General features: G+C 52.4%; 2 tRNA genes and 3 rRNA genes. All 5 read right to left on the reverse strand.

Annotated elements, in window-relative coordinates:
• Window positions 1-121: 121 nt before the first annotated feature.
• The 5 genes from rrf to QQJ84_RS19220 all read right to left on the reverse strand — a co-directional run bounded on the left by rrf (window position 122) and on the right by QQJ84_RS19220 (window position 5,605).
• Window positions 122-236, reverse strand: a 5S ribosomal RNA gene (gene rrf, locus QQJ84_RS19200).
• A gap of 121 nt (window positions 237-357) precedes the next feature.
• Window positions 358-3,095: ribosomal RNA gene (locus tag QQJ84_RS19205) — 23S ribosomal RNA — on the reverse strand.
• 551 nt (window positions 3,096-3,646) lie between these two features.
• Window positions 3,647-3,722: transfer RNA gene (locus QQJ84_RS19210), tRNA-Ala, on the reverse strand.
• 96 nt (window positions 3,723-3,818) lie between these two features.
• Window positions 3,819-3,895 (reverse strand) — tRNA-Ile (locus tag QQJ84_RS19215).
• 219 nt (window positions 3,896-4,114) lie between these two features.
• Window positions 4,115-5,605 (reverse strand): 16S ribosomal RNA (locus QQJ84_RS19220).
• The 16S, 23S and 5S rRNA genes sit together here with 2 tRNA genes alongside, the layout of an rRNA operon.
• Between the last annotated feature and the right edge of the window lie 288 nt (window positions 5,606-5,893).

Below are 5,893 nucleotides of genomic sequence, written 5' to 3' on the forward strand. Positions count from 1 at the left end.
TCCACCCCGCGTTAAACTGATTTGCCGATGTGATCGGCCTGTATTGAAGGCCACAAAACCGCCCTTTTGCGCTTCTTTAGCGTTATGGGGCGGTTTTGTTATGTGTTTGATAGGTTGGAGGACCTGGCGGCGACCTACTCTCCCGTGCCTTAAGACACAGTACCATGGGCGCTGGGGATTTTCACGGCCGAGTTCGGGATGGGATCGGGTGTAGGCTCCCCGCCAAAGCCACCAGGTCGTCCAGCCTATCAAAGCTGTTTGGTGGGTGGGGTCAGTTTTGGTGCGGATGATGGGCTCTCGTTTTATCGGGGGCTCCGATAAATGATTGCTGTGTATGGGGGTTGGTGAGAATTGGACTTATTGAACTCTATCGGGTGATTAGTACCAGTTAGCTGAGCACGTTACCGCGCTTATACACCTGGCCTATCAACGTGGTGGTCTACCACGACCCTCTGGGAGGCCTAGTTTTGAGGTAAGTTTCCCGCTTAGATGCTTTCAGCGGTTATCTTTTCCGTACATAGCTACCCGGCTATGCCGCTGGCGCGACAACCGGTACACCAGAGGTACGTCCATCCCGGTCCTCTCGTACTAGGGACAGATCCTCTCAAGCCTCCAACACCCACGGCAGATAGGGACCGAACTGTCTCACGACGTTCTAAACCCAGCTCACGTACCACTTTAATCGGCGAACAGCCGAACCCTTGGGACCTGCTCCAGCCCCAGGATGTGATGAGCCGACATCGAGGTGCCAAACCTCCCCGTCGATGTGGACTCTTGGGGGAGATCAGCCTGTTATCCCTAGAGTACCTTTTATCCGTTGAGCGATGGCCCTTCCACGTGGAACCACCGGATCACTATGGCCGACTTTCGTCTCTGCTCGAACTGTCGCTCTCGCAGTCAGGCGGGCTTATGCCATTGCACTCAGCAGCCGATGTCCGACCGGCCTGAGCCCACCATCGCGCGCCTCCGTTACTTTTTGGGAGGCGACCGCCCCAGTCAAACTGCCCACCATGCAGGGTCCCGGTCCCGGATAAACGGGACGCGGTTAGATATCAGAAGAGTTCAGGGCGGTATTTCAAGGTTGGCTCCACACAAGCTAGCGCCCATGCTTCAATGCCTCCCGCCTATCCTACACAGCACTCTCCTAATACCACTGCAAAGTTGCAGTAAAGGTTCATAGGGTCTTTCCGTCTGACCGCGGGTACCCCGCATCTTCACGGGGAATTCAATTTCGCTGAGCCTATGCTGGAGACAGTGGGGAAGTCGTTACGCCATTCGTGCAGGTCGGAACTTACCCGACAAGGAATTTCGCTACCTTAGGACCGTTATAGTTACGGCCGCCGTTTACCGGGGCTTCAATTCAGTGCTTGCACACCTCCTCTTAACCTTCCGGCACCGGGCAGGCGTCAGACCGTATACGTCGTCTCTCGACTTCGCACAGCCCTGTGTTTTTACTAAACAGTCGCTACCCCCTCTTTTGTGCCACCCAATAATGGTTGCCCACTATTGGGTCTTGCTTATCCCGAAGTTACGCAAGTAATTTGCCTAGTTCCTTCAACATAGTTCTCTCAAGCGCCTTGGTATGCTCTACCAGTCCACCTGTGTCGGTTTAGGGTACGGTCTATACGCTAGAGCTATTTCCTGGAATGCGCCAAAAGCCTGATCAATCCAATAAGATCAGACAACATATTGCATTCGTCACTTCTAGCAGGCGGAGGAATATTCACCCCCTTCCCATCGACTACGGCTTTCGCCCTCGCCTTAGGAGCCGGCTCACCCTGCGCGGATTAACCTTGCGCAGGAACCCTTGGACTTACGGCGACACTGTTTCTCACAGTGTTTGTCGCTACTCATGTCAGCATTCGCACTTCCGATACCTCCACGGCCTCTCACGAGTACCGCTTCACAGGCTTACGGAACGCTCCGCTACCGCGTGATAAATCACGCCCACAGCTTCGGTATATGGCTTGAGCCCCGTTACATTTTCGGCGCAGGATTTCTTAATTAGACCAGTGAGCTATTACGCTTTCTTTAAAGGATGGCTGCTTCTAAGCCAACCTCCTGGTTGTTTTGGAATTCCCACATCCTTTCCCACTTAGCCATAATTTGGGGACCTTAGCTGGTGGTCTGGGCTGTTTCCCTCTCGACGATGGACCTTAGCACCCACCGTCTGTCTGCCGTATAGTACTCCTCGGTATTCGGAGTTTGGTTAGGTTTGGTAAGTCTTTGGGACCCCCTAGCCCATCCAGTGCTCTACCCCCGAGGGTATTCGTACGACGATCTACCTAAATAGATTTCGCGGAGAACCAGCTATCTCCAAGTTTGATTGGCCTTTCACCCCTAGCCACAGCTCATCCCCGACTTTTTCAACAGGCGTGGGTTCGGCCCTCCAGTGGGTGTTACCCCACCTTCAGCCTGGCCATGGCTAGATCACTTGGTTTCGGGTCTTCTGCCCGCGACTGAATGCCCTATTCAGACTCGCTTTCGCTGCGCCTACGCCTATCGGCTTAAGCTTGCCGCGAACAGAAACTCGCTGACCCATTATACAAAAGGTACGCCGTCACACCAAAAGGTGCTCCGACTGCTTGTAGGCATCCGGTTTCAGGTCTCTTTCACTCCCCTTGTCGGGGTGCTTTTCACCTTTCCCTCACGGTACTTGTTCACTATCGGTCACCAGGGAGTATTTAGGCTTAGAGGGTGGTCCCCCTATGTTCAGACAGGATTTCACGTGTCCCGCCTTACTCAAGTCCTTAAATCAAACCTACGCATACGGGGCTATCACCCACTCTTGCCGGACTTTCCAGACCGTTCTGCTAATTTGAAATAAGGCACTGGCCTACTCCGCGTTCGCTCGCCACTACTAGCGGAATCTCTGTTGATGTCTTTTCCTCCAGGTACTGAGATGTTTCAGTTCCCCGGGTTTGCCTCGTATACCTATGTATTCAGTATACGATCCTCTTGCGAGGGGGTTGCCCCATTCGGACATTTATGGATCAAAGCTTGCTCGCAGCTCCCCATAACTTTTCGCAGCGTGCCACGTCCTTCGTCGCCTCCTGGTGCCAAGGCATCCACCGAATGCCCTTTCGTCGTTCAATTTTCCATTTCTCACCATGGCTTGAGATGATTGAACAAACTCAAACCACTTACCCACCATGCACAGGAACCATTCATCAGAAGCACATACGCATCGCCCGCCTTTTGCTCTCTCCAACCCGCTAGGAACGAGTTTTCAAAAACTAAACGCGGAACAAAACTTCCAAGATAAACACTCTGTACCGGTAAGTTATTCCATGCAGCCGCTCCGGTCATCACAACCGCGCGCTCTGCACCATCATGCTTCTGAACACTTATCTTCCTTCACGATCATTGGTTCACGATTTGACTCGATCCCCAGGTCAGACAACCCATCGCAAAAGAACACAGACCAATTCTTTAGCCCCCACTCACGCGGAAACCTAAAACTGATGCACGTATCCAGACGCACCAAAACCTATTCACCCTGACAAAGAACAAATTGCTCCTCAACATTGAAGCTGGGAGAGCAATATCCGGTTTCTTTTTCGCTTGACCTTCGCAGGAACAAACAAAGCAGAAAACCGAAACTCGATTTTCCCCAAAACAATCTAACCCGCGCCACACATTTAAATGGTGGAGATGGACGGAATCGAACCGACGACCCCCTGCTTGCAAAGCAGGTGCTCTACCAATTGAGCTACATCCCCAATCTCTTGTGAGCGATCATCGTCAACCCGCCCATGGTCTGTGCCCGAAAGCTTCAGCAGTTGCCCGCAAAGCTAAATTCGAACCACACCAACCAATGGTGGGCCAGGGAGGACTTGAACCTCCGACCCCACGCTTATCAAGCGTGTGCTCTAACCAACTGAGCTACTAGCCCAAATCAAAAGCGGGTATCCAAGTCCAAAAACTAAAAATGCACCTAAGCATTCTCAGCGACTGTTATGGGGAAGGGATGCGTTGATGGCGCCGGCAATAACCAGTCCAATCATGAACCAGACATAATGCCTGCAGCATCCGCCACAGGACTTTTTATTTTCTTGGATTCGCCAAATTTGCCAGAATAAATCCCAGTCAAATACTCAGCGAAAAATCCTTGAAAGGAGGTGATCCAGCCGCAGGTTCCCCTACGGCTACCTTGTTACGACTTCACCCCAGTCTCTGACCCGACCGTGGTAGGCTGCCTCCCGTTGCCGGGTTAGCGCACCTGCTTAAGGTCAAACCAAATCCCATGGTGTGACGGGCGGTGTGTACAAGGCCCGGGAACGTATTCACCGCGGCATGCTGATCCGCGATTACTAGCGATTCCACCTTCATGTACTCGAGTTGCAGAGTACAATCTGAACTGAGATGGCTTTTAGAGATCAGCATTGTGTCACCACATAGCTTCCCACTGTCACCACCATTGTAGCACGTGTGTAGCCCAGGACATAAGGGCCATGAGGACTTGACGTCATCCCCACCTTCCTCCGGCTTGTCACCGGCAGTTCCTTTAGAGTGCCCAGCATAACCTGATGGCAACTAAAGGCGAGGGTTGCGCTCGTTGCGGGACTTAACCCAACATCTCACGACACGAGCTGACGACAGCCATGCAGCACCTGTGCAGTAGGTCCCTTGCGGGAAAAGTGAATCTCTCCACCGGTCCTACCCATGTCAAGTCCTGGTAAGGTTCTGCGCGTTGCTTCGAATTAAACCACATGCTCCACCGCTTGTGCGGGCCCCCGTCAATTCCTTTGAGTTTCAACCTTGCGGCCGTACTCCCCAGGCGGTGTGCTTATCGCGTTAGCTACGACACTGAGAAACTAAGTTCCCCAACATCCAGCACACATCGTTTACAGCGTGGACTACCAGGGTATCTAATCCTGTTTGCTCCCCACGCTTTCGCGCCTCAGCGTCAGTTAAAGACCAGGTTGCCGCCTTCGCCACCGGTGTTCTTTCCAATATCTACGAATTTCACCTCTACACTGGAAATTCCACAACCCTCTTCTCCACTCTAGCTCACACGTATCAAATGCAGTCCCCAGGTTGAGCCCAGGAATTTCACATCTGACTGTGTGTGCCGCCTACGCGCCCTTTACGCCCAGTCATTCCGAGCAACGCTAGCCCCCTTCGTATTACCGCGGCTGCTGGCACGAAGTTAGCCGGGGCTTATTCTGCAGGTACCGTCATCATCGTCCCTGCCAAAAGTGCTTTACAATCCGAAGACCTTCTTCACACACGCGGCATTGCTGGATCAGGGTTGCCCCCATTGTCCAATATTCCCCACTGCTGCCTCCCGTAGGAGTTTGGGCCGTGTCTCAGTCCCAATGTGGCTGATCATCCTCTCAGACCAGCTACTGATCGTCGCCTTGGTAGGCCTTTACCCCACCAACAAGCTAATCAGACGCAGGCTCCTCTCCAGGCGACTCGCGCCTTTGACCCTCAGGTATCATGCGGTATTAGCCATAGTTTCCCATGGTTGTCCCCCACCCAGAGATAGATTCCTACGTGTTACTCACCCGTCCGCCACTGCCATTGCTGACCGTGCGACTTGCATGTGTTAAGCATGCCGCCAGCGTTCGCTCTGAGCCAGGATCAAACTCTCAAGTTCATCCCGTTCTCAAGCTCCGTCTAGCATATATAAATACAAGCTATTCCTCGCTTTAAAACAAAACGAAAACCCAGCTCACATATAGTTCACGCAATCAAAAACCACCCAGATAAATCCAGGTAGACCCAATCACGCTCTCTCGAAGCGTATCAATATCAAAAGAGATAACATCGATACGCTCCCGATCATAACAATCAGATATACAAGCCAGATCAAATCCAACCCATAACCAAATCAGAAATCACCAATCTTCACCAAGCCTAAACCTAGCAAAAACCTAAACCTCGC

It is taken from the genome of Acidocella aquatica (genome assembly GCF_030160635.1).
GTDB classification, from domain to species: domain Bacteria; phylum Pseudomonadota; class Alphaproteobacteria; order Acetobacterales; family Acetobacteraceae; genus Acidocella; species Acidocella aquatica.